Source organism: Imperialibacter sp. (assembly GCF_040222815.1).
Classification (GTDB): Bacteria; Bacteroidota; Bacteroidia; order Cytophagales; family Cyclobacteriaceae; genus Imperialibacter.
In genome coordinates, this window is sequence record NZ_JAVKCH010000022.1 from 355772 (window position 1) to 379744 (window position 23973).

General features: G+C 48.7%; 18 protein-coding genes. 3 read left to right on the forward strand and 15 right to left on the reverse strand.

The features are described from left to right. Nucleotides 1–50: 50 nt before the first annotated feature. From RIF36_RS11330 to nirB, 9 genes are all read right to left on the reverse strand, one after another. On the reverse strand, nucleotides 51–1472 hold the full coding sequence (locus tag RIF36_RS11330; RefSeq protein WP_350128498.1) for a rubredoxin: 1422 nt from the start codon (nucleotides 1470–1472) through the stop codon (nucleotides 51–53). Between the two features lie 18 nt (nucleotides 1473–1490). Further along, nucleotides 1491–5009, reverse strand: a complete 3519-nt coding sequence (locus RIF36_RS11335; RefSeq protein WP_350128496.1) for a molybdopterin-dependent oxidoreductase — start codon at nucleotides 5007–5009, stop codon at nucleotides 1491–1493. A gap of 110 nt (nucleotides 5010–5119) precedes the next feature. Further along, nucleotides 5120–6487 carry a NarK family nitrate/nitrite MFS transporter gene (locus RIF36_RS11340; protein WP_350090958.1) on the reverse strand — a complete coding sequence of 456 codons (1368 nt, stop codon included), beginning with the start codon at nucleotides 6485–6487 and terminating at the stop codon, nucleotides 5120–5122. A 43-nt stretch (nucleotides 6488–6530) separates the two neighbouring features. Next, nucleotides 6531–7799: an alginate export family protein gene (locus tag RIF36_RS11345; protein WP_350128494.1), complete on the reverse strand. Its 1269-nt coding sequence runs from the start codon at nucleotides 7797–7799 to the stop codon at nucleotides 6531–6533. Nucleotides 7800–8074: 275 nt separating this feature from the next. Further along, on the reverse strand, nucleotides 8075–8335 hold the full coding sequence (locus RIF36_RS11350) for a UPF0175 family protein (RefSeq protein ID WP_350128492.1): 261 nt from the start codon (nucleotides 8333–8335) through the stop codon (nucleotides 8075–8077). 126 nt (nucleotides 8336–8461) lie between these two features. Next, entirely contained in the window at nucleotides 8462–9148 is a 687-nt protein-coding gene (locus RIF36_RS11355; protein ID WP_350128490.1) for a response regulator, read from the reverse strand. Nucleotides 9149–9151: 3 nt separating this feature from the next. Continuing rightward, a complete protein-coding gene (locus tag RIF36_RS11360; protein ID WP_350128487.1) occupies nucleotides 9152–10954 on the reverse strand; it encodes a sensor histidine kinase in 1803 nt (600 codons plus the stop codon). A gap of 39 nt (nucleotides 10955–10993) precedes the next feature. Next, the gene (nirD, locus tag RIF36_RS11365) at nucleotides 10994–11362 is read right to left on the reverse strand and encodes a nitrite reductase small subunit NirD (protein ID WP_350128485.1); all 369 of its coding nucleotides are present in this window, start codon (nucleotides 11360–11362) and stop codon (nucleotides 10994–10996) included. Between the two features lie 38 nt (nucleotides 11363–11400). Beyond that, nucleotides 11401–13890: a nitrite reductase large subunit NirB gene (nirB, locus tag RIF36_RS11370; RefSeq protein ID WP_350128483.1), complete on the reverse strand. Its 2490-nt coding sequence runs from the start codon at nucleotides 13888–13890 to the stop codon at nucleotides 11401–11403. 89 nt (nucleotides 13891–13979) lie between these two features. Between nirB and cobA the strand changes: the two genes are divergently transcribed. Beyond that, nucleotides 13980–14759 (forward strand): uroporphyrinogen-III C-methyltransferase, encoded by a 780-nt coding sequence (gene cobA, locus RIF36_RS11375; protein WP_350129021.1) that lies wholly within the window; start codon nucleotides 13980–13982, stop codon nucleotides 14757–14759. Next, entirely contained in the window at nucleotides 14756–15349 is a 594-nt protein-coding gene (locus tag RIF36_RS11380; protein WP_350128480.1) for a DUF4202 domain-containing protein, read from the forward strand. Before cobA ends, RIF36_RS11380 begins: the two co-directional genes overlap by 4 nt. Here RIF36_RS11380 and RIF36_RS11385 read toward each other — a convergent pair. From RIF36_RS11385 to RIF36_RS11410, 6 genes are all read right to left on the reverse strand, one after another. Further along, nucleotides 15346–15717: a DUF7009 family protein gene (locus RIF36_RS11385; protein ID WP_350128478.1), complete on the reverse strand. Its 372-nt coding sequence runs from the start codon at nucleotides 15715–15717 to the stop codon at nucleotides 15346–15348. The genes RIF36_RS11380 and RIF36_RS11385 overlap by 4 nt on opposite strands. A 183-nt stretch (nucleotides 15718–15900) precedes the next feature. Next, nucleotides 15901–16698, reverse strand: coding sequence for a tRNA pseudouridine(38-40) synthase TruA (gene truA / locus RIF36_RS11390; RefSeq protein ID WP_350074983.1), 798 nt, complete (start codon nucleotides 16696–16698; stop codon nucleotides 15901–15903). A gap of 85 nt (nucleotides 16699–16783) precedes the next feature. Further along, nucleotides 16784–18016, reverse strand: a complete 1233-nt coding sequence (locus RIF36_RS11395) for an endo-1,4-beta-xylanase (RefSeq protein WP_350149350.1) — start codon at nucleotides 18014–18016, stop codon at nucleotides 16784–16786. An 89-nt stretch (nucleotides 18017–18105) separates the two neighbouring features. Then, on the reverse strand, nucleotides 18106–19032 hold the full coding sequence (locus tag RIF36_RS11400) for a 5-dehydro-4-deoxyglucarate dehydratase (protein ID WP_350127714.1): 927 nt from the start codon (nucleotides 19030–19032) through the stop codon (nucleotides 18106–18108). A gap of 283 nt (nucleotides 19033–19315) precedes the next feature. Next, nucleotides 19316–20845, reverse strand: a complete 1530-nt coding sequence (gene garD, locus RIF36_RS11405; RefSeq protein ID WP_350127711.1) for a galactarate dehydratase — start codon at nucleotides 20843–20845, stop codon at nucleotides 19316–19318. Nucleotides 20846–20847: 2 nt separating this feature from the next. Next, a complete protein-coding gene (locus RIF36_RS11410) occupies nucleotides 20848–22284 on the reverse strand; it encodes a GntP family permease (RefSeq protein ID WP_350127708.1) in 1437 nt (478 codons plus the stop codon). A gap of 244 nt (nucleotides 22285–22528) precedes the next feature. On the opposite strand from RIF36_RS11410, the gene RIF36_RS11415 reads away from it, so the two are divergent. Beyond that, nucleotides 22529–23506, forward strand: coding sequence for a LamG-like jellyroll fold domain-containing protein (locus tag RIF36_RS11415; protein WP_350127705.1), 978 nt, complete (start codon nucleotides 22529–22531; stop codon nucleotides 23504–23506). The last annotated feature ends 467 nt before the right edge of the window (nucleotides 23507–23973 follow it).

The following is a 23973-nucleotide window of genomic DNA, read 5'->3' on the forward strand; positions in this document are numbered from 1 at the left end:
CAAAAAAGACTGTCGACCAAGGCTTTAGATTGCAACTACGGCGCAGTTTCTCAGGGGGATGGCTTGAACTTCTTCTTCGAGGCAGCACAGGTGGGACATGAGTAATTATCAGGGAGTGCTTTGAATGATGTGCCAGCAGGAATCCCCTGCTCTGCATCTCCAAGTTCCTCGTCGTAAATAGTCAAACACTCTTCGCATTGGTAGTGTGACTTTGCATCTGAAGATGCCACTTTGGCCTCTTTTTTCCTTTCATTGCTTTTCTCATCCAGTTGCTCGTAGTACATGTAGCTAAGCTCCAACAAAAGAGGGGGGATGATTTCCTTTGTGATGTCTTTCACAAAGTACTGATACTCCATCAGGTTAGGGTTGAAGTCCCTGGAAAACTGAATATTGTACGTTGGTACTCCCCCAACTACTTCATTTCTCTCTATGACTACCGAGGTAAAAAGTGTCACATTTTTGTTGGACACGATAGAAAAAGTAAGACCGTAGGTGCTAATGTCCATTTTGTCCATTTCCCGCACCAGAAAGCTTTTCAGCTCCATGGCTTCGTTATCCAGCACGGGAATATGCCAGTTCAACTCTAACGATGAGTGCCGCATGTTGATGCCATACCTGCCCAGTAGTTTCTCCCAGCCAATCCTATGTTTGTCTTCAATGCCCTTGAGGATGAAGGACTTCCATGGTGACAGGCTGATCTTTCCTATGTCTGTTTCGATACATCGCTGGCAAAGTGCTTTCAGAAACTTGATGTCAAACTGATTATTTCGCCAGTAGAGCCCCAGCCAATATTTACCATCGGGGATGCGGTTGAAACCTTCGTAGTACGGGAAGTTAACGTCCGGGTATAGGAGGGCCTCTTTTGCAGGTTGTGTGTTAATTTTTACTCGTTCAATGGCGGTTTGGTACAGACTCTCGAAAGATATATCTTCCTTTTCGTTTTTGGCTTCTTCCAATGCCCTGGCCATTTTGGCGATGTCGTAACCATAAATTAAACTTGGTGCTTGCCATGGTTTGCTGCCCATTTCATCTGAACGCAGGTAGAGGTACCAGTAGTTTTCGATGCCTGAAGCAATGAAATTGAATTGCCCTGAAACAAGGGGCACCATGCTTTGGCTGGGGTCGACAATGTTGATTTTGTAGCCCGGCCGGTAGTCAAACGAGTCGAGTATGTAGTGGTAAATATGTGGTGCCAGCCAGCTTCTGCGGGGCATTACATCGAGCGAGACATAGGAAGTAACAATGTTCTGGTACTGATTGGCATTGATTTCATAATCTGTCTGAATGGAAGCAAATGTCTTATCGAGATACTCCCGATCGAAGGTGTCTGCCGGAAAGAGGATGTCCTGCCTCGACCCAAAGTGGATATACGAAGAGCCCAAATGGCTGGCGGTTTGAATGATCTTCAAAAAGTCGCCGGGCGAAATGATGCCACCCTTTACAAATACCCTTACCAGATTGAGTTTATCCATTGTTTCTTGCACTCACGGTCAATTTAGGACTTCGGCAGGAATAGCCTCAAGATTAAGAATGTTTTTTACTTCAGGTTTGCAGCTGCCACAGCCGAGTCCGGCACCTGTAGCTTTGCATAGCGACGGCAAATCGCTACAGCCACCAGCAATGGCTTTTTTAATATTACCTTCTCCTACGTTGTTGCAACTGCACACCAGCTTACCCAGTACAACTTCTTTTTGCGACCCCGACCGCAACAGACTCTTTCGTTTGTCAGAAAGCTCAGTGCCATTTTCGATCAATTCCCTGAATTCTGCAAATTCTGCTTTGTCGCCCATGAGAATCACGCCCACCAGCTTGTCGTGATGGATGATGCACTTTTTGTAGTAGGAGAGGCCTCTGTCTACCAGCAAGATCTCGTCGTAGGCAGGATCATTTTCCGGTGCCTCTGCCATCCCTATGGAGCATAGTGAAACGTCGGCCATTTTCAGGATGTTCATGGGCGTGCAGCCTGCGAACCGACTGCTCAGGTCGCCATTAAGATAGTGGGCCAGCACGTCTGCATGTTTTTCAGCTGCAGCGGTAATGCCGTTGAGCTGCCCTTCATGCTCAGCTATTTCTCCCAGGGCGTAGATGCTCGGGTCGCTGGTTTGCATGTAATCGTTCACCTTGATACCCCTGCCACAGTCAAGGCCAGCCTCTTTGCCTAGCTCCAGATTGGGCCTGGTGCCAATGGCGTATACAATAGCATGGCTGATGAGGCTCTTGCCACTTTTTAGCTTTGCTTCCAGACACTGCTCGTTAATTCTTTCTACCGACTGCACCTGGTCGTTGGTGTAGACCTGGATACCCATGTTCTCGATTTCCTGCCGCAATAAATTGCTGGCAAGGCTGTCGAGCTGGCGTTCCATCAACCTTGAAGAAAGCTGGATAATGCTCACCTTGATTTTTACCTCAGCAAGGGCTGCTGCCAACTCCAGGCCAAGCAGTCCGCCGCCTACCACTACTACATGGCTGCCTTCGCCTACGGTGGCTTTCAGCTCGTCGGCATTACGCCGGTCTCGCATGGTAAAAATGCCCGGCAAATGTATCGGCACATCCGATGGCACAAACGCTCTGCTACCTGTAGCCATCACCAGGGTGTCGTAGCTATGGCTCACACCAAACTGGTCAGTGACCATCTTGAGCGCTGGATCAATGCTTTCAATGCTGTTTGACTGATGCAAATGCACGTTGAGTTGCTCGAATTCTCCGATTTTGAATTTGAGCAGGTCTTCCCATTGCTTTTGGTCATTGATGTACTCTGGCAGCAATACCCGGTTATAAAAAGGAAACTCTTCCTTTGAAAACACGTGGATTTCGTCATCCAGGTTGAGCTCCCGGTGTGTGTTGATGAAGCGGTAGGCGGCAGCCCCAGCACCGACAATGACAATTTTCTGCGCTGGTTTCTTGTGCGGCCTTACTTCTACCGCTGAAAATTTGAACCCAGGTTGCTTGGAGGTAGGGTCAAAAGCCGATGACGTGAGGTTGTTGGCCCTTGTGAGGTCTTTTTGCAGTGTTTTGCCCCAGTGAATAGGCAGGAAAACGACCCCTTTTTTGATGGTGTCAGTCAGTTTGGCCACCACTTGCACGCTACCCCTGCTGTTTTCAATTTCTACGGCCATTCCTTCCTTAATGCCTCTTTCGGCCGCATCTTGGGGGTGAATTTCGAGAAAAGGCTTGTCAATATGTTGCCTGAGTTTGTTGACTTTGCCGGTGCGGGTCATGGTGTGCCATTGGTCACGGATGCGGCCAGTGGTGAGGATGAGGGGATAATCTGGGGTCAAGGGCTCAGTCGCATTGGTAGGCGTATCCGATTTGATTTGTGCCTTGCCCGATGGGGTGTAAAACTGCCTGTCGGCAAAAAGCCTGGGAGTGCCGGGGTGAACTGAGTCTGGGACGGGCCACTGAAAGGAGCCCTCTTTCTTCAGCCTTTCATAGCTGAGTCCCGAAATGTCAATTTTGGTGCCACGGGTCATGCTACAGTGTTCCGCATAAATTTCGCCCTGGTTCTGGTAGTCAAAACCATGGTAGCCCATCTGTTTGGCAAAGCGGATCAGTATTTCACTATCAGCCAAAGCTTCGCCGGGTGGAGAAACTACTTTGTTCAGGTGACTGATGCGCCGGTCGGAGTTGGTCATGGTGCCTTCCTTTTCCAGCCACCCCGCCGCTGGCAAAACCAGGTCAGCATAGGGAAGAGTGTCTGATTTCCCCGAGATGTCCTGGACAATGACAAACCTTGCATTCTTCAGCGCTTCGTCTACCAGTCGGGCATCGGGCATGCTCACTACGGGGTTGGTGCAAATGATCCAGATGGCCTTCATCTCGCCACTGCGCAACGCTTCGAACATTTGTGTGGCGGTTTTGCCCGGCTTTTCTGAAATGTGGTCGACTCCCCAGTAGGCGGCTACTTCTTTTCGGTGCTCAGGGTTGAGCAAGTTTCGGTGCGAAGCCAAAAGGGTTGCCATGCCGCCCACCTCCCGTCCGCCCATAGCATTGGGTTGTCCAGTCAGCGAGAATGGGCCGGAACCAGGTTTGCCCAAATGCCCTGTGATCAGGTTCAGGTTAATCAAGGCCAGGTTTTTACTGAGCCCTTCGGTGCTTTGGTTGAGCCCCATGGCCCACATGGTGATAAAGCCGGTGGCGTCGCCAATATAGCTGGCTGCCAGCTTGATTTGCTCGAGAGGAACGTCGCAGATACTGGCAGCATCCTCCAGAGAGGTGCTGAGCACTTTTAGTTTGTAGTCTTCGTAGCCGTCGGTATGGTTCTGAACAAATTCGAGATCGATATCGCCATTTTCAATAAGGCATCTTCCTATGGCGTGAAGCAGGATCGTGTCGGTGCCGGGCCTGAGCTGCAAATGCAGGTCGGCCAGGCTACACGAATCGGTGACCCTGGGGTCGATAACAATCACTTTAATGTCAGGGTGTTGTTCTTTGTGTTGCTCAAGTCTGCGAAAAAGGATGGGGTGGCACCAGGCCGGATTGGCGCCCGCAATGAGAAAACAGTCGGCCAGTTCAATGTCTTCGTAGGAGATGGGCACTGAGTCTTCGCCAAGGCTTTGAGTGTAGGCTGCCACAGCTGAGCTCATGCACAATCGGCTATTGGTGTCGATATTGTTGGTGCCAATAAAGCCTTTGGTTAGCTTATTGACAAGGTAATATTCTTCGGTCAGACATTGCCCCGACACATAAAAGCCCACGGAATCAGGGCCGTATTTAGTAATTAAAGACTTGAACACTGCAGCCGCTCTTCCAATAGCTGTATCCCAGTCGGTTCTTTGCATAGGGTGCGACTTACTCCAGCGCATTTGTGGATACAGCAACCGATCGGAGTGATCTGAAACAGTGTAGTGAAGGTTTTTTCCTTTGGAGCAGAGCATGCCCCTGTTCACCGGGTGATTGGCATCTCCTGTTAAATTTAGCCGACCCTTTTTGTCAACAGATACTTCTACTCCACAGCCGGTGCCACAATAGGAGCAGGTTGATTTAAGGACTTTATCTGCGGGCTCTAACATAAGTATCAGTATAAAGGGTCAATGAAAAAGGGAACAGTGGGGCAGCAGGTTTCCATTTCCAATTTGCGCCGCCCCAGGGTTCCTTTTAACCAATACAGTAGTATGAAAAGTTATGCGGGTACACGTTCTGGATTCAACTGCGTCTCCTTCACCGACGCCAGTAATTCCTCCATTTCTTTTTCAGCCTCTTTCTCCATCACAGGCGAGAATTTGACGGCAAACACAGTAAACGACACAGCCACCACAATAAGGCCGAGGATCATAAATGACTCGGGCCACTCCAGACCCGTGAGCTCTTTCTTGAAAAGGAACATGCCTGCTACTGCACCAGCGTTGCCACCGGCACCCACAATACCAGATACCGCTCCCAGGGCTTTTTTGTTAACGAATGGCACCACACTGAATGTGGCCCCCTCGCTCATTTGAACAAAGACGCTGAAAACAATCAGGGAGCCAATAATAGTTGGTATGGTGCCCATTCTGGAGAATACCACAAGGGCTATTCCCTGGCAGAAAAGGGATACAAACAACCACTTTACACGGCCTTTGAGACCGTTGCTTTTACCAAACTTGTCACCCAGCATCCCCCCAAGGGAGCGAGCGAAAAGGTTCATTAGCCCAAATAGTCCGGCGATGAGGCCGGCAGTCTTCAGATCCATTGTGAAATAGTCAGCAAAGTAAAGTGCGGCTTTTGAGTTCACGATTAGCTCTACACCGAAACAAGCACCATAAATGAGAAACAATGCCCAAACCCTGTAGTCCTTCAAAGCTTCTTTGAAAACCTTGCCGCTATTACCCGATTTTGAGTGAGCTACTTTCTCTTCTATTTCCGAGTAGTTGCCCTCAGGCGTGTCTTTTGTGTATCTGTAGTAAACAAACCCCATTACTAACAGTAGAAATCCTGGAGCTATCATGGCGTAGCGCCAGGCGAGGTGTTCAGAACCAAAGTAGGCCAACGCTCCGGCGAAAACGAAGGGCATTACCTGTTGTGTTACGCCGCCGCCCAGGTTGCCCCAGCCAGCAGTTGTGGCATTGGCAGTGCCCACCACATTGGGAGCGAACATTACCGAGGTGTGAAATTGGGTAATGACAAATGAGGCACCAATAGCTCCGATGAACATACGGGCAATAAGGAACTGCTCGTAACTTTGAGAAAGGCCTACCAGCATCACAGGGATAGAACCCAGTACCAGAAGCCAGGTGTAGGTGATACGTGGCCCGATTTTATCGCAAAGCCAGCCAACAAACAGCCTCATGAAGACGGTGGAGGCTACGGCCACCATGTTGGTGGTCACAATCTGGTCGGTGGTGATGCCAAGGTCGTCTCTGATTATTTGCAGCATGGGCGCTAAACCAAACCAGCCGAAAAAGCAAAGGAAAAAGGCCAGCCAGGTAAGGTGAAATGTGCGCATTTGTACCGAACTGAAGTTGAACATATCAATCCGGGTTGCCTTGTTTGATTTTGTCATGATACTCATGGTCATTTCTTTTTGAATGGATGAATAGATTGTATGAATAGGGTCACGGAGCCAATTCGAAGAAAGTAGGCTTGATGGTCAGCATGACCCACGCCCAGTTGTTAAAGGCACTGCTGCTGCCGCCAGGCTTAATGATTTCCATACTAGAGGAAGCCATCATTTGGGAGTAACCGACATGCAGAAGCACATCTTTGTTGAAAGCCTGGCTGAAAACCAGATCAAGCTCAGTACCAAGGGTGGTTTTGTAGGAGCTGTTATCGGTGGATGGAATCTCGGAACCGCTAATGAACTGGTGAACGCCGGTTTCAAGTGCTCCTTTTTCAGAGAGTTTGAATTTAGCTGTTAGATAAAGGTCTTTGATGCCCACGTTGCTGTGCCCGTTGCCCACGTAGAAGTAGTCCATGTAGCCATAGAACTTGTGGTGAGTACCATAAAGCGGGTTGAAGGCGTTGTCTTTGCTGCTGGTGGAAGATGCGCCGCTCAGGTAATCCACACCCAGGGTAACGGGTGTTTTTCCGACAGAGTAGGTGATGTTGGCCGCCAAGAGGAAAGCGCCTATGGACTTGCCTGCCGGATTCTTACCAAACTGGTAATAGGCTTCACCATTCAGGCTTACCTTGCCAAGTTTTTTAACTGCATATGCTCCGGCTGTTTGGCTGAAATAGACTGTAGAATCCAGCGCAGACTGAACGCCATTGTTTAATACAAGAAAGGATACATTGCCTGATTCGAATGATTGATTGAACCATGAGAACTGCATGGTTTTGTAGTTTCCGCCCAGGAAGTAGTAGGTGTTTTTCAGTCTGCCAGGTTCGGAGGGAGACAACAAGTCTTCTTGATTGAAGGCTGCACCAACATGCCACTTCGACTGATTTTTTTGCCATTGAAAGAGTGCCAGATCGTGTGACCTGCCCTGGGCAGCCCAGCCCAGGTTACCCAGTATGCGGGCGTTGTCGTAATCCAGTGCCTGCCGACCGACCCTGATGGAAAGGGCATCCGTGAAATTATACTGTCCCCAGGCTTCATACACGTTGGTTAGTGCTGCATCGGACTTGTACACCTGCGTGGCGCCGCCCCACAGTCGAACATCCTGGAGAGTAATTTTGGCGGCTACCTTGTCAGACTTGTAGTCAAAATAGAGCCTGGAGCGCTGCTCGGTAAAGAATGCCGCTTTGGTATCCTCATTGGCCAGGGTCTTAAAACCATGGCGATACTCTGTACGTGGTCGTACCTCTCCGCCAATACTGAATTGGGCACTAACCTCAATAGCAGCCAGGCAGGAAATGAATAGGAATAGGTAGATTTTTCTCATGCTGTACGTCTTTCATGTAAAAGTACGTACTAACACTTAAATTACGTAGAAATATAATGAGTAATTACGTAATTATACGTAAAAATAGAATATCCATAGTTTGGAGCTTGACAAATGAATATTTGGCAATTTCAGAACCTAAAAAGGCTTAGAAATTGAAGCCATGCAAGTGATTAACCAGTTATACTCTTGTGGAGTTACATAGAACAGAGCTGCGTTGATCGTGAGAGGGTGGCTAAGGCTAACAATAGCCGCCTTAAACTCCGTCAAGTCCGCTATTGAAGTTTTTGACTGTCACCCATTATGTCTTCAATCGTAAGATTTGAAATTGGGATATTGTTTTCAGAAAGGATGGTTTCAAATGCCAGCCTTGATACGCCAGCTAACTGCGATGCTTTTCCAATGGTTAGCTTTTGTAATGAATACAATCTGATGGCCAGGGAGATTTTTATGTCTTTTTTTAAGTCGGTTTCACTCTCGTTGAGTGCAAGTAAGATATCAGAGGGGAAATCTACAGATATTGTCTTTGTGCCCATATTCTTGCAGAAGTTTATTAAAAATACGAATAATTTTGACCTTTCCTCAAAGCTAAACCAGTATAGGTCAGCTATTCAAGAAAAGGTTGAGCTTGCATGGTTCCAGAAAATAACCAGGCCTCCAGATTATTGGTTCAACTCCAAAGCCTGTTTCAGAGAGGGGTCCCCGTCAATTTTACGTAGGAGTTCCGCCAGGTTATTGGCATCCAGCTTTTTCATGATGTTGAAACGATGTGTTTCGATGGTTCTGACGCTTTTGTCTAGTTTTTCGGCAATATCTTTATTGCTTTCTCCTTTGTAGATCAGACTTAAAATTTCCTTTTCCCGCTTTGTCAGGGCATTGTCTCCGGTTTCTTGTGGAGTGGGTGAGGTAGCAGTTTTGTTTCTCAGGTTGAGGTAGTGCTGCACCAAAATATTGGAGATATCGCCGGTAAAGTATTTTTCACCTTTTTGAACCGTATGAATGGCTTTGACAAACTCTTGTTTGTTGGATCCTTTGAGCAAATATCCTGTAGCACCTACTTCTACAGATTGGAGGATATACTCCTCATCTTCATGCATGGAGAGTACCAGGGCTTTGGTGGTGGGTGAGTAGACCTTGAGCTGACGAATGGTTTCGATTCCATTCATTTTTGGCATGTTGATGTCCACAATCAAAATATCAGGCTGCTTGCTTTTGCATTCATCCAGCGCTTCCTGCCCGTCGGAGGCTTCACCCACTACCTCCAAATCTCCTTCACTTTCCAATAATATTTTGATGCCATTCCTTACAATTTCATGGTCATCGGCAAGGACTACTCTGATAGCAGGCATAGTTTATATAGGTACTGTTATAGCGATATGTGTTCCCGTTCCCTTTTCGGACTCAATCTGGAAATCAGCGTCTACAAAAGCGGCTCTTTCCTTCATATTAAAGATGCCGTGCCCTGATTCCGTAAAGTGGCCCGTTTCCGCCAATTGTTTGTAATTGAAACCTTTGCCGTCATCTACAATGCTTATAGTGAGCTGGCTCGGATTATGGGAGAAAGTTATCGTTATTTTTTTAGCTCCCGAATATTTGATGGCATTATTCACACCTTCTTGTACTATTCGGTAGATATTCATCTCGATGTTGTTCTCTAACCTATTGATGAACTGCGTTTTGTCGACAAACTCAACCTCAATTTCAGAGACCTTGTTTACCTCCGCACAAAACTTTCGTACGGCAGGCACCAGTCCGAAATCGCTCAGGCTGCTGGGGGCCAGGTTGAAGGAAACACGGCGAACCTCTTTCATCACACTGTTGAGGAAATGCTTAATGTCGTCGAGCCGTTGCCTGTTGTGGCTGGCGCCGGTCAGCGACACTGAGTCAAGGTTCATCTTCATGGCGGTAAGCATCTGCCCAATGCCATCGTGCAGCTCTTTGGCCAGGCGGCTGCGTTCTTCCTCCTGTCCTTCAAGTATCAGTACCGACCGGTAGCGAAGCTCGTTGACACTCTTCTCAATTTTTTCACGGTTGAGCTCACGGGCCATCATTTGCGCTTCCTTCACATCGGTGATGTCTCTGCCCACCACCATCAATTCATTGCTGCCAGTACGGTTGGTGGTGGGAGTAATGGTTAAGTCAAGCCAGAGAAAGTCTCCCGATACTTCAGTAAATTTCATTTCTCCTGTCCAGGTTTTTCCCTCACTCAGAAGTTTTTTTACACCTTCTATAGCATCTCTCTGGTGTCCGTCCTGCTTGAAAAAATCGAAAAGCGACTCGGGTAATTTGGTGGTTTCGTCAACAAACTTTTCCCTCATAAACTCCGACATCCAATATATTGCCCCGTTCTCCTTTGTTTTGCAAAGCACGGTATAGCTTTTGGGCTCCACCTTTACGGCCTCAAGATCCTGATAAGATTTGCCCAGCTCCACATAAAGTCTGTTGATTTCATGCGCCATCTGATTGGAGGACAGCTCGGACTCTGCGAGGTTTTTAATAGTTTGGTTAACGTTTCTGGCGGTGGGCTGAAAGATGAAAATGAACTCAAGGACGATAATAGAGAGGGAAATAGCCACCAAAATGAGCTCGGTGACGCTCAGTTTATCAACCCTGGCCCTTGCTTCCCTGTCATACTGAGAAACAATGTCATCCATGGTGGTAAGGAATGGCCCTTCATTCCTAAGTATAGTGGCGGTGAGTTCGTCTATTGCGACCTGCAGTGGCTCATCAAAAGTAGAGCGGGAAGCAACTCTGGCTATCAGGACCCTGGAATTTTCGACGATAGTGATGTAGTAGGGGGTAATTGTTTCAAACATCGCTTCAATTTGCCGGCTATTTTCACCTTTTAGGCCTGCGGCAGAGTCACTATTCAGTAACCCATTGTGCGAGGCTTCCCAAAGGTCAACCACGCTTTTTAGTTCATCAGCATAGAGCTGCATTTCCGACAGACTCTCTGATTGTGAAATCAGCAGTGCTGATTTCGCTATTCGCTGGCTCAGCATGCGTTGACGCCCTGCTACGTTGATTACATGAGAATCGTCCTGCTGACTGGCAATGAAGTTCTGGATGAGAACCTGACTGATAATGATGATTGCAGCTATACCTGAAAGCGCCAATATGTAGAACCTTCCTAACCTCTCAAATTTAGACCTCACGTGCTTTTGGTTCATGGAATCAACAACTGCTGCCCTAATTTAGGATAAACCTATGTAAACAACGCCTTCATCCACCCGGATTGGGTAGGTGTCGATGTCGCAGGTGTCTCCGTTGAGGCTTTTGCCAGTCGACAGCGAGAATGTTTTTTTGTGGAAGGGGCAGGCCACTTTGGGCTCTTCTGCGTGAGAACCGATCATTCCACGGCTCAGGATCATCTGCTGCTTATGTGGGCACATGTTTTGACAGGCGTACCACTCATTTCTGGCAGAAAAATTGAAAACTGCAATCTGTTTGCCTTCGACGTATACACAAGCTCCTCCATTTTCAGGAAAGTCTTCGACTTTTGCCGCCAGGTGCCAGTTAATTGCGTCGGTCAGTGTTTCGGAAGTTTGTTCGTTTGGAGTCATTTTTTTCTTTTTATAATGTTAGCTAACAGGACAAGGCACTACCACCCAGCGGGTACTTTCTGTGTTCTCTGCTTGTCAAACTTAAGTGACGGGTCTGTCTCGGGGCTATTTACAAAGTGTTTGAATCTAGCCCTTAGGGCTGGGTTGTTTACCACTTCCTTCCACTCACAGGCATATGCTTCAACCAACAATTGCATTTCTGCTTCGAGTTGTTTGCCCATGCCCAGAGAGTCTTCCACCACCACTTGCTTCAGGTGGTCCAGGCCCCCCTCAAGTTTGTTCATCCAGGTGGCCGTGCGGTTAAGTGGCTCAGCCGTTTTAATGTAAAACATCAAGAACCTGTCGATATAGGCAATGCAGGTTTCTTCGTCGATATCCCCCGCCAGGAGCACTGCATGTTGTGGGTTGGCACCACCATTGCCTCCAACGTATAGGTTCCAGCCTTTCTCAGTGGCGATGATCCCGAAATCTTTGCTCAGCGCTTCTGCACATTCTCTCCGGCAACCCGACACGGCACTTTTTATTTTGTGGGGTGCTCTAAGGCCTTTATACCTTTCTTCAATCCGGATGGCAAAGCTTACTGAATCGTGCAGGCCATAGCGGCACCATGCGCTGCCTACGCAGCTTTTTACAGTACGAAGGGCTTTACCGTAAGCGTGGCCACTTTCGAAGCCAGCGTTGATCAGCTCTTCCCAGATGTCAGGTAGCTGGTCAATTCTTGCACCAAGTAAGTCGATCCGTTGACCGCCTGTTATTTTAGCATAGAGGTCATATTTTTTAGCTACCTCGCCGATCACAATAAGCTTTTCAGGGGTGATTTCTCCACCCGCTATCCTTGGGATGACCGAGTAAGTACCTCCCTTTTGGATATTGGCGAGAAAACGGTCGTTGGTGTCCTGAATGGTGTCTTGCTTAAGAATGAGGCCGTTCCAGGCGCTGGCAAGTATGGAAGCAACTACCGGCTTACAGGTTTCGCAGCCATACCCTTTGCCATAGTCGCTGATTAGATGATTGAAAGAGTGGATATTGTTGATTTTGACCAAATCAAAGAGCTCCTGACGGGTATAGTCAAAATGCTCGCACAACACCTTTCTCACCTTCTTGCCCATCTTTTTAAGGGTGGCGGTCAATATGTCATTGACCATAGGGCTGCAAGCACCACATCCGGTACCTGCCTTTGTGTAGGTCTTTAAGGCGGCAAATTGCTCCACGCCGTCCCCTTCAATTGCCTGAACCAGTGCTCCCTTGGTCACATTTTCGCAAGAACAGATCTGAGCACTTTCGGGTAGCATATCCACAGTGTTGCCCGCCGGAGTACCCTGGCGACTGGTGTCCATCACGAGGTCTTCCGGGTGGGGTGGCAGGGCCATGCCATTCAGCATCATTTGAAACAGCATGTTGTAGTTGCTGGCGTCGCCCACCAGAATGCCTCCCATAAGTTTCTTCCCATCTTTGGAAATATTCACACGCTTGTAGATGCCTGCGTTCTTGTCTTCAAACACGATGGACTTGTATTGCTTTCCCTCGTCAAGGGCATCGCCAAAGCTTGCCACGTCCACACCGATCAACTTTAACTTGGTTGACATATCCGCACCAGTAAATCCTTTCGTATCAGCGCCTGTCAGGTGCTCGACAGCCACAGTAGCCATATCGTAGCCTGGTGCCACCAGCCCGTAGGTCATGCCCATGTAGGAAGCCACCTCGCCAACGGCATATATGTCGGAATCATTTGTCAGCGCTGATTCATTTATTTTGATGCCGCCCCTTTCTCCTTTTTCAAGGCCGGATTCATTGGCCAGTTCGTCTCTTGGCCTGATGCCGCAGGAAATGATGAGCATTTCGGCCTCAAGCGTAGCTCCGTCAGTGAAGGTCATGGATGTCATCGCTTCATCGCCGTCGATGCTTGCGGTAGATTTGCTTAGATGGACATGAAGTCCCATTGATTCCAGTGTGGCTTGGAGCATGTTGGAACCAGCTTCATCCAATTGCCTTGGCATCAACCTGGGAGCAAACTCTATCACATGCGCCTCCAGTCCCATGTCCATGGCAGCTTTGGCAGCTTCAAGCCCAAGCAACCCGCCGCCCAATATTGCCGAAGTTTTAGCGTTTTTGCTGTAAGTTTCCATAGCATCCAGGTCTTCTACTGTCCGGTAGACAAAAACACCTGATTTGTTGGAGCCTTCAATAGGTGGCACGAAGGGAGTGGAGCCAGTGGCTAAAACGAGCTTATCGTAACTAAATGTCCTCCCTTTGTGTGTTGTTATACTTTTGGCCTCCCGGTTGATGCTGACCACCATTTCACTAGTTACGAGGTCTATCGAATTCTCCTCATACCACTGTCGTGGTGCCATTAATAGTGGCTCCACTGACTTGTGGGCGAAGTATTCACTTAAGTGAACCCTGTCGTAGGCGGGGCTGGGCTCCTCGCCAAATACGGTGATTTTGAATGCTTTCGGGGCTTTGTTTACAAGCTTTTCGCAAAACTTGTAGCCCACCATGCCATTTCCAATTACAAGTACGTTTATCATAATTACGTAAATTAATTACGTAAAAATACTTAAATTAAATTAAGTAATGCTAGATTTACTACGTAAAAAATATCAAAACTTTGAAAAATATGGTTTCAGGCAACAAAAAGACTCCCAAGCTCATTTTGGTAGGCGCTGGCCCGGGCGATATTGAGCTAATTACCATTAAGGCAACCAAGGCCCTCCAGTCGGCTGACGTTGTATTGTATGATGCCCTGGCCAATGAAGAGCTGCTCACTGAGTATGCGCCAAACGCTCAGCATGTTTTTGTGGGCAAGCGAAAGGGACTTCACCATGTGCAGCAATACTACATTAATAAGATGATTGTGAAGTATGCCCGAAAGTGTGGAACGGTGGTGCGGCTCAAAGGGGGAGACCCGTTTGTGTTTGGCAGAGGCTTTGAAGAGATGGAGTATGCTATGAAACATGGTGTGGATACCTCTTACGTGCCAGGCATTAGCAGTGCTTTCGCCGTTGCTCCTTTGGCAGGCATTCCGTTGTCTATTAGAGGTGTGAATGCCGGCATCACGATTGTGACTGCCACGGCAAGCGACGGAAGTTTGACTGAAGAGCTGCAATGGGCTGTAGCTGGGAAGGGAACAGTCATCGTTCTAATGGGAGTTAGTAAGTTGGCCGAAATAGCGCAGATGGCTGCGATGCACAGGGGTGACTCCGAAATGATGGCTGTGATCAGCAAGGGTAGTCAACCTGATGAACGGAAGCTTTTTGCATCCGCCAGCACTATTTATCAGGAGTCGATGGTGCAGGGAATTGAAACTCCTGCTATCATTGTTGTAGGTAAAGTGGTGGCAAGTGCTTTACAATTGATAAAATCTCAGCTGGCCGCTGCCGAGATACAAAGAACATGATTTCAGAAGAAGAAAGACTGAACCTTGCGCTGGCCGACATCGACAGCGTTAACAAGGAAGACCCAAGGCTTGTGGAGGTCGATGGGAAGCCGTATCCTACGGAGTTGCTCTACAGTGTACGAATGACTGAAATGCTGCACTTGTTTGCCCCCCACGCTAGCGTGCAGTTACAAATTGCAGCAAGAGGCCAGCACATTGGCCGGTGGAACAGTCCGAGAAACAGCTTCCCAATGGACAGACCAGGTTACCTGAAGTGGAGAAGCAAGCTTAAGCTGTACCACGCCGATCAATTGTCGGGCATAATGGAAAAAAGAGGGTTCCCTCAAACCGACATTGATATTGTCAGGAACCTGATTATTAAGAAAGGAGTGAAGCAGGACGGGGAGGTGGCTACGCTGGAAGATGTGGTGTGCCTCGTGTTTCTTAAGTACTATGCTGAAGACTTTGCTGCCCAGCATGAGGAAGCCAAAGTAATTGATATTCTACAAAAGACGTGGGGTAAAATGTCTGAAAGATGCCATCAGTGGGCGATTTCGATGGAATTGCCGGACGGTGTCTCTGCGTTGGTCAAGAAGGCTTTACAAGCCTAATCATTAGCCCTGGGATTAGGGAAAAGGTCGGTCTCATCTTCTTCGGGCCGCTTGTGCAAGCACTGAAAGTCCTTTTCTACGGCGAGCTTTATTTCAAAGGCGGTATTGGCATTGAGTGGTTGATAAATGCCCTCTTCGTCAGACTCAGACCAGCTTTTGGCCAGGCCAACAGGCACCTCAATCTTAATGATAGCGCCTGAAAAAACCGCCTTGAATTCACCGTTTTTGTTGGTGGCCAGGGTGTAGCCAAACGATTGGTGATCGGAGAAGGGAAGTTTTTCGGATACCTCACCTTTGTCAATCAATTCGTCGATTTCATGTTGCTCCAGACGGAGCCTTATGCTGTTACCTCTTAGCCTTAACTTCATAATCTGACTTATTGCTCAAAAATACGAAAAAATACTTAGACGTTCTCTATCTAGAACTTGATTCAAGGCAGGCCATTTACTTTTGGTTGGGAAGTCCATTTGTCGCCATTTAGCTTCTCGCTAGGAACCAGACCGATACGAACTAAAACGCCACGACAATGAAATTGGCCTTTGCCACCCAATCTAATCACTCAATCCCACCTTCAAAAAACTACTAAAGTCTTCTTTTGGCTCGATCTTCAAATAGGGGTACTCTACCCTGGACAAGTAAAGGCCATTGGGCATTGCGAGAATCATGTTAGGCACAACAATTGTGTTTTTCAGGATATTTTCAAACTCTTCGAAGCTTAACTTCCTTGTGCCTATTTTCAGCAGATAGGCGACTAAAAGACGCACCATGCTCCTGAGAAAGCGATCCGCAGTGATGGTGAACCGCATGCGTTGTCCATCGTGACTAACATACAGTCTGGCCTCGGTTACCTTGCAATGGGTGTGCTTGTAGTCGTCGGGCCGTTTGCAAACAGGTTTGAAATCGCTATAAAGGGGCAGTATGGCAGCTGCCATTTGCATCGACTCATAGTCAAGGTCAGCCAATCTGTTGTAGCAGGAGCTGTACTTGTGCAGTACCGGGTCTTCGTATAGATGGATGAAGTAATCGTAAGTCCTGGAATTGGCGTCGTACCTGCTGTGTCGCCCTTCTTCCATTTCCAGTACCTCATACACTGTAATGTCTTCTGGTAGGTTTTTGTTGAGCCGAAACTTCAGGTCAAAGTCAACGTCGTGCTCAATATCGATATGCATCATGTACTGACTGGCATGCACGCCACTATCGGTGCGCCCGCAACCATACACAGTCACAGGGGCTTTAAAAATCTTATGCAGGGCTTTTTCTATCGTTTCCTGTACGCTGGTGGCTTTGGGTTGCCACTGCCAGCCGTGGTAGTTGCTGCCGTCAAAGCCAATATGCAAGAAGTAGATCATTCAGTCGTTCGCTTATAATGTTTCAAAGTAAGCGAGTTTCAATCGATCTATTGCCAGGGCATTCTTGTAAATGGAGCGATTGGTTCTATTGTCCGGTGAAGTTTACCTCTTTTGGTACGCCGTTGATGGTTACTTTGTATTTACCGTAAAAAGCAGAAACGGCATATTCTCCCTTTTTATTGGCAACCCCTGATGCTTTTGTCCACCATTCTTTGAAAATCAGATTTTGGTAGGTCTCAAGTGCTGGGGTAGGCGACCAGTCACGTTTGTAAAGTGAGGAGGCTTTGATCCAGTTATTGCCTTCCCAGAAACCCCACATCAGTATGCCCTCAACTGCCGGGTGAGCAAAACAGATCCGGTAGTAGTCGGCCATCTCTTTGGCTCTTTGTAGCTCTTGAGCAGGTGTCATTGTCGGCGGATTATCACTCAGGTACTGCGACCGCTGCCCGGGCATATTGAACTCCGTAATACGGATGGGTAAATTGAAAATGGCCAGCGAATCCAGGCATCGCTTCAGCTCCGACCGGTCAAAAGTGTCGGTATGCAGATGCCCCTGCACCCCAATGCCGGCAAGGGGCACTCCCTGATTCAAAAGAAAGCGAATCTGGGCCATGTAATCATCCAGCCGCTTGCCGGTGAGGATGTCGTAGTCGTTCAAAAAGAGCTTGATGTCAGGGTCGCCGTTGCGGGCCCATTGTGCCATTTGTTTGGTAATCTCCGGCCCCAGCCGATCTTCGTAGTAGTTGCCGTGGATCATTTCATTGTTGAGGTCGTACTCCACGAATCTTCCTTTGTATTTGGCGGTGACGGTCTCCGCCCGGTTTTGCAGGGTTTTTCTCAGCTCCTCGTCATTCATCTCCTTCACCCAGGGCTGCACAAATTTTTCGATACCCCAGAAGAGATTGTGTGCCCTCAAGGGGATATTGTTTGCTTCGGTGAAGCTTAGAATCGTGTCAATTGTTGCATAGTTAACATTGCCTTTCTCCCTCTCCATGCTGAGCCACTTCACTGCGTTTTCGGTGACTGCCGAGTTGAAGTTTTCCAAAAACTTCTCTTTATAGATTTTTTTGTCAGCTTCCGACCACCCGCCCGCTATACCGTTGCCAATGGCGGCCCCAAACCAGAAGTCGTGGCTTAGCTGTTCGACTGCGACTTTTTCGCCTGGCTTGGCTTTGATGACCAGCTGCCCCTTACGATTGGCAGCAATGTCTTTTTCGATGCCGGGGTATTGTGCAAGGGCATAAGAAAAAAAGGTCAGTTGTAGGATAATTACCAGACCCAAAAGTGCTGGTAGGCGTGGTTTGTTCAATGGATTCATAATAAAAAGAGTCTTTGTTGGTAACCGTGCCAATACTTCAATGAGCTCAACAAGTTACTGCATCCACCTCTCAGGCACAAAGCAATTTGTTACCCGGCCAAAAGCGCTTGCGACTGGTGAATGAGGGTTTCCAGTGCTCCTGTTTCTTCTGCTGTCGGCATCACTAGTGGCGCTCTTACATCACCAGCGCTTCGGCCGATGAGCTTGGCACCGGCCTTGATCAAACTCACTGCATAGCCGTTCTTTTTCGACCGGAGCCTTACGAATGGAATGTAGAATTCCCTCGTGATTTTGGCGACTGTTTCTTTATCGCCAGCTCTCAGGCTCTTGTAGAAAAGGTTGGCCAGCTCCGGGACGAAATTGAATACTGCCGAAGAATAGGTATTCACGCCGATTGACAAATATGCCTCAGCAATGATCTCGGCTGTGGGCACGCCACCGATGTACGACAAGCGACTGCCTACTGACTTGATCGTGTCGTTCAGTTCCTGCATGTTGCCGGTGCCATCCTTGAGCCCGATAAAGTTATCGCAGTTGTCCGCCAGCTTCTGGACATAGTCTGCTGAAAGCACGCCATTGGCCCGGTTGTAGTAAATCACCGGCAAGCTGGTGTTGTCCATAATGGCCTTGGCATACTCATAGCAGCCGTCTTTCGGGCATTCGGTGAGGTAGGGCGGCATTAGCAGCAGTGCACTCATGCCAGCATTCTCGGCGATTTTTGCAAAGGCAATCGCCTCTGGTATGCTGCGACCCACGCTGGAGATCATCGGCACCCTTGCCTGAACAGTTTCAGCCGTTACTTCTACGATCTTTTTGTACTCCTGCTCTGAGAGAGAGAAGAACTCACCTGTTCCGCCAGCGACAAAGATAGACGATACTTTGTGAGTCACGAACCAGTCGAGGCGGGAGGCGTAGGTAGTAGCATTGAATTGCCCTTTTTCGTCCATATCGGTGATGGGGAAGGAGAGGAGGCCGTCTTCGAGGGAGGCTTTTATTTGGGTGAGGGTAAGTGACATAGGTGTGGTTTAATGGTCAGTAGAATTTCGGTTTTTTGAGTCTTTCCGAGCACGTTTGTGGTTCAGTATTTTTTAGTCAAAGCAAGGTTTTTGTCCTTGAGCCGGACGGGCTCCTACTTTTCCTTTCGGTCCCCGCCGGGATGAAAAGTAGGCAAAAATCATAGAAAAATTAACGCACGGCCCGAAAACGCTCAACCTGCCACCATTTTTCTCCACCCCTCCTGGAAGGAGATCTCGTTGTCGATGCGTCAGAGCGAATACAGACGAAGTGCGAGGGTATTTTTTAGGTCAGAGGCCCGGGATTAAAGAGTACCAGATCATTGTATAGCCCCAGCCTGTCGGTTGATATTTTTTTGGTGCCGCTGGCAACGTCGAGGATAAGGTGGAAAAGCTCCCAGCCCATTTCTTCAATGGTTTTTTCGCCGAAGGCAATCGGGCCAGCATTAAAATCGATCAGGTCGAACCATCGGTCGTTAAGCTTTGAGTTGGAGCTCACCTTGATTACCGGCACCATCGATAGTCCGTAAGGCGTGCCACGGCCTGTAATAAATACGTGCATGTTCATGCCCGCTGCCAGCTGGAGCGTGCCGCACACGAAGTCGCTGGCAGGAGTTGCTACAAAGTTCAGCCCTTTGGTTCTGATCTTTTCTCCTGGTGCCACCACGTCCACTATGGGGCTGGTGCCAGATTTGGCAATGGAGCCCAGCGCTTTTTCTACGATATTGCTCAGCCCACCCCGCTTGTTGCCTGGCGACGTATTGGCACTTCGATCCGCCTGACCGGCCCGCAGATAGTCGTCGTACCACTTCATTTCCTTCTTCAGCGCTGCGGCTACCTCTTCGTTCACCGCCCTGGGCACCAGCAGGTGAATGGCGTCACGTACTTCCGTGACTTCGGAGAACATCACCGTTCCCCCGGCTCTTACAATGAGGTCGGAAGCAAAGCCCGCCGCAGGGTTGCCCGTCAGGCCCGAGAAAGCGTCGCTGCCGCCACACTGCATGCCCACCACAAGGTCAGAAACGGCACAGGTTTCCCGCTTCCGCTGGTTCAGTTTTTTCAAGTGTTTCTCAGCCAGGGCCATAATGCCATCGACCATTTCTTCAAAGCCGACGAATGCTTCGTCCTGTAGATAGAGAATAGAGCTGTGGTCACTGATGTCTGGCAGCAGACGTTCAGGCCTCAGCTTTTCACAACCAAGCCCTACAATCATCACTTCATCGCCGAAGTTTGGATTTTGTGCAATATGCCTGATGGTTCTTATCGGAATCATGGCCGCAGGCGCATCGATGGCAATGCCGCACCCGTAGTTGTGATTGAAAGTGACTACGTCGTCGACGTTGGGGTAGAGAGGAAGCAGCTCTTTTTTGATTTTGCTGGTGATGTAGTTGGTCATGCCGGCCACACACTGCACACTGATGGTGATGCCCAGCACATTTTTGGTACCCACAGTGCCGTCTGCATTTTTGAATCCCTGAAAAGTATAACCTGTCAATGGCTCCACTTTTGGCACCAGGTGCGGTGAGAAATGAATATCGTCCAGGTCTGGCGGCTTTGGCATCTCCATATTCGTCTCATTCACCCAGCTTCCAGCCAGTAGAAGCGACTTTGCATAGCCGATCTCCTGTCCGTAACGGATCACCGGATCGCTCATGCCGATATTTTTAAGTGCTACTTTGTGGCCCATGGGAATACTTTGGGTAGTCACGATTCCTTCGGGAAGAGTGGCACCTTTCTCCAGGCCAGAGGGGCTTGAGACAATGCCTACGTTGTCGGTCGGACTCGTTTTGATGACTATATTATCTGGAACACTCATGGTCAGGCGAATGGGAAAAGGTAAGACAAGATCATGACCGCTACAAAACCAGCCAAGCCCATGACGGTCAGTAAATAGGAGAAAAAACGGATAGTTTCTTTCTCTTCCATCCCAGCCATTTTAGTAATGATCCAAAAAGCGCTATCGTTCATCCAGGGGAATATTTTGGAGCCACAGCCTATCACAATGGCGAGGTACACTGGATGAAAACCAAACCCATGAGCGCCACCAAACCCATTCATAACGCCAACAGCCGTTACCATGGCCACGGTGGCTGAGCCTTGAGCAGTTCTTACCACCACAGCGATGAGAAAAGCCAGAGGCAAAATAGCAGCTTGAGAGCCTCCTGCCAGCTCACCGATTTGTACGCCAATGCCAGTTTGCTGTAGCATTTGGCCAAAAGTGCCGCCAGCGCTGGTAATCAAAATAATCATACCGGCACTCATCAGAGATTCTGAAACGCTTTTCTGGAACAGCTTTGCATCTTTCAGCCTCACCCACATCAAAGACAGCGCTATGGTAGCAGAAATGAACAGGGCGATGTTGCTGTCGCCGATGATTTTGAATGTGTGTAGCAGGGAAAGCTGAAATTCGCTGGTGCCTTCAGCGTCCAGATCAATCGCCATTCCCAGGAGTGTATTGCCCGTGATGAGGAGAATGGGTAGCAGAATAGGCAGCAACGATATGGCCAACCCTGGTAGATTCTTGTCCTCAATTTCTAACGTCGCCTTCAACTCCGCCACAGGCATATCTGCCGTGCTCCTCATAGGCAAGTCCCATTTTTTGTTGGCCCACAAGGCATACAAGTAGCCGCAGATGACAGTAATAGCGCCAATGGTCAGACCGGCGATCATCATCACGCCAATGTCCACACCCAGTTCTTTTGCCACATACAGTGGCCCCGGGGTGGGAGGCACCAGCGAGTGGGCCATTACACCACCAGCAATGGCACACATCAGGTAAAGGCTAAATCGCTTGGGATTGCGGATGCCCATGGATTTCACAAGTGGGATCATCAGGTAAAACACGGTGTCGAAAAACACAGGAATACCCAGCATAAAGCTGCCTGACAGGAAAGCCATCGAAGCGTTTTTCTGCCCGATGAGGTTCATAAGACTGCGGATGATGCGCTCAGCGGCACCGCTTTTCATCAGAGCGGCACCAATAATGGAGGCCAGCAGAATAAGAATGCCTATTTTGCCTACTGTATTGCCAAAGGCGTTTGATAGTCGGCTGCCAATGGTTTGCACAGATAGCGCCAGGGCACTGGCATCACTCATGTTGCTGTGGATAGCGTAGTCGTAAATCTGGGCCTGGGAGGTGAGGATGCCCGTAGCAACTGCAGCCAGAAGGAGAGAGAGCAGGGCATGCAAACGCAAGATAATGATGCAAAAAAGCACGACTGCAATTCCAATAAGTACAATTATGAGTGGGCTCATGCGGTGGAGCAGGTATGGGTGTGGTAAGCAATTTGCCACCGAATCGATCATCCGGATGATAGTTTACCGGGATGGCCAATGCAGTGGAAGGTAATCTATAAAAAGACTTGCAAACTTTAAAATGTGATATCGCTTTGCGGTATAGGATTGATTCAGGAGCCCATGTTTGGTGGTTTTCTGGGATTTGTATCCGGTGCGTGCTATTTTACAGAAAAAACAACCTTTAAAAAAACTCTATCACAATATGCTCACAAAAATACCTGCCGCTTTTGTCCTCAGTTTGGTACTCTTTGGCTGCACAAACGGCCCCGTTGGCGACACCTCTGCATTTCTCAACACTCCCAACCTGGTTGCCTTCTGGACTTTCAGCGAAGAAGCCGGTCAGCAGCGGGTGTCTGTAGGTGGAAGCCAAATACACTCGCTATCGGAAGTAGGCGGGCCCATTGCCAGGGCAGATGTGGGGCCGTTCTCAGGCTACTCTGCCTACTTCGACGGCAAGCAATACATGATCATTCCTTACCAGGAAACCGGCGATCTCAATATTTGTGGACGCAATGCGCAGGTGTCGATGTTTGCCGTGGTGAAAATCTACGACCTCAGGCAAAGTCGCAGCATTGCCGGCATGTGGAGTGAGGGCAAAGGAAAGGACGACGACACCGGCACCCGCCAGTATGCCATGCTCATGAACATGCCTACTTATGGAGGCCCGAGGCAACTCGTACCGCATATTTCTGCGGAAGGTGGTGTGACCATGCGAGCCGATAGCAGTAAGTTCCCCTGGTGTGCCGACTACGCAGCTACCAAACAGGAAGTGCCCGAGGAGCGCTGGTGTACGCTGGCCTTTACCTATGACGGTGAGTTTATCAAAGCTTATATCGATGGAGTGCTTGATGAGAGAGCGCCCGATCCTGTTAATGATAAAAGAGATGACCCCTATTTTATGCAGGAGGGTCCAGGTGGTGCCAACAGAGGGATGAACCCGTATTATCATGGCCGGGGCATTTTTTGCTACGACCCTGAAATCCATTCCGAGACCAAACCCGGCGGTGGCTCCGACTTCACAGTGGGGGCACGCTATGCAGTTGGTTCCATGCTAGGAGAAGCCACCATTGGCTACTTTGGTGGCCTGGCAGTGTTTGATAGGGCGCTGACGGATGAGGAGGTTTTGAAGCTGCATGAGGCGAGTAATATTGCAGCACTGAGAAAGCTGGACGAAAAGTAATAAGCTTCCTTACAGCCAAAGCCACCATACCACGCCGACACTTCCTTTAGGAGCCGACGTGCTTAAAGAAACACTATCTACAGAAGCAATTAAAGAGGTTACTATCTGCGCTTCCGCAGAGAGTAACCTCTTTAATGCGTTTCGAAGCAAAGCCGACGTGGTCTGATCTACACAGACTACAAAAGTTTTGCTGGACAGTCCAGGTACGCTGCGGTTGTTTGCTACTGTTTGGTTATAAGCTTCAGCTGTTGGGGCAAACTTTTGTAGTCTCCTTCACCGCCACCGTAATATCCCGTTCCGGAGTGTGTCTCACACGCCGGAACCGCCCTCCAAAAGACAAAGTCGCCTCCAACCCCTCGCTCATCTCGTGAATTTGGTATAAGAAAGCCTATTCGCCATACAGATCATTTTAAAGCACATTATCTCAGTTAACCCAAGTAAAGTGACCGATCTTTGACATATTTGAA

Bases quoted from the DNA above. Each gene is read 5' to 3' on its own strand.
- RIF36_RS11330 (WP_350128498.1), bottom strand. From the start codon at position 1,472: ATGGATAAACTCAATCTGGTAAGGGTATTTGTAAAGGGTGGCATCATT.
- RIF36_RS11335 (WP_350128496.1), bottom strand. From the start codon at position 5,009: ATGTTAGAGCCCGCAGATAAAGTCCTTAAATCAACCTGCTCCTATTGT.
- RIF36_RS11340 (WP_350090958.1), bottom strand. From the start codon at position 6,487: ATGAGTATCATGACAAAATCAAACAAGGCAACCCGGATTGATATGTTC.
- RIF36_RS11345 (WP_350128494.1), bottom strand. From the start codon at position 7,799: ATGAGAAAAATCTACCTATTCCTATTCATTTCCTGCCTGGCTGCTATT.
- RIF36_RS11350 (WP_350128492.1), bottom strand. From the start codon at position 8,335: ATGGGCACAAAGACAATATCTGTAGATTTCCCCTCTGATATCTTACTT.
- RIF36_RS11355 (WP_350128490.1), bottom strand. From the start codon at position 9,148: ATGCCTGCTATCAGAGTAGTCCTTGCCGATGACCATGAAATTGTAAGG.
- nirD (WP_350128485.1), bottom strand. From the start codon at position 11,362: ATGACTCCAAACGAACAAACTTCCGAAACACTGACCGACGCAATTAAC.
- nirB (WP_350128483.1), bottom strand. From the start codon at position 13,890: ATGATAAACGTACTTGTAATTGGAAATGGCATGGTGGGCTACAAGTTT.
- cobA (WP_350129021.1), top strand. From the start codon at position 13,980: ATGGTTTCAGGCAACAAAAAGACTCCCAAGCTCATTTTGGTAGGCGCT.
- RIF36_RS11380 (WP_350128480.1), top strand. From the start codon at position 14,756: ATGATTTCAGAAGAAGAAAGACTGAACCTTGCGCTGGCCGACATCGAC.
- RIF36_RS11385 (WP_350128478.1), bottom strand. From the start codon at position 15,717: ATGAAGTTAAGGCTAAGAGGTAACAGCATAAGGCTCCGTCTGGAGCAA.
- truA (WP_350074983.1), bottom strand. From the start codon at position 16,698: ATGATCTACTTCTTGCATATTGGCTTTGACGGCAGCAACTACCACGGC.
- RIF36_RS11395 (WP_350149350.1), bottom strand. From the start codon at position 18,016: ATGAATCCATTGAACAAACCACGCCTACCAGCACTTTTGGGTCTGGTA.
- RIF36_RS11400 (WP_350127714.1), bottom strand. From the start codon at position 19,032: ATGTCACTTACCCTCACCCAAATAAAAGCCTCCCTCGAAGACGGCCTC.
- garD (WP_350127711.1), bottom strand. From the start codon at position 20,845: ATGAGTGTTCCAGATAATATAGTCATCAAAACGAGTCCGACCGACAAC.
- RIF36_RS11410 (WP_350127708.1), bottom strand. From the start codon at position 22,284: ATGAGCCCACTCATAATTGTACTTATTGGAATTGCAGTCGTGCTTTTT.
- RIF36_RS11415 (WP_350127705.1), top strand. From the start codon at position 22,529: ATGCTCACAAAAATACCTGCCGCTTTTGTCCTCAGTTTGGTACTCTTT.